1 protein-coding gene is annotated in these 236 nt (G+C 36.4%); it reads left to right on the forward strand.

Features of this window, described 5'->3' with window-relative positions:
* Positions 1-236 (forward strand): hypothetical protein (locus SB754_RS22940; protein ID WP_410784557.1); only part of this gene is annotated, 236 nt, incomplete at both ends.

Consider the following 236-nt stretch of genomic DNA (forward strand, 5'->3'; position numbering starts at 1 on the left):
GATAATGGTACTTTTGTACCTTATACCGGAACTTTCCCTGCTACATTCTCAGGATTGCATTCAGGAAGTCATAAAATTACAATCAAAGACAAAAACGGTTGTGAAGATGAAAAAACGATACTTATTGACGAGCCTCTTAAAGTAGTACCAACACCTACATTCCTTCCGGATTGTGGTGTTAGTAATGGAACAATATCATTTGTCTCAACTGGTGGTTCAGGTAATTATGATTATAG

The organism is Leifsonia sp. SIMBA_070, from assembly GCF_046534635.1.
Lineage (GTDB): Bacteria > Actinomycetota > Actinomycetes > Actinomycetales > Microbacteriaceae > Leifsonia.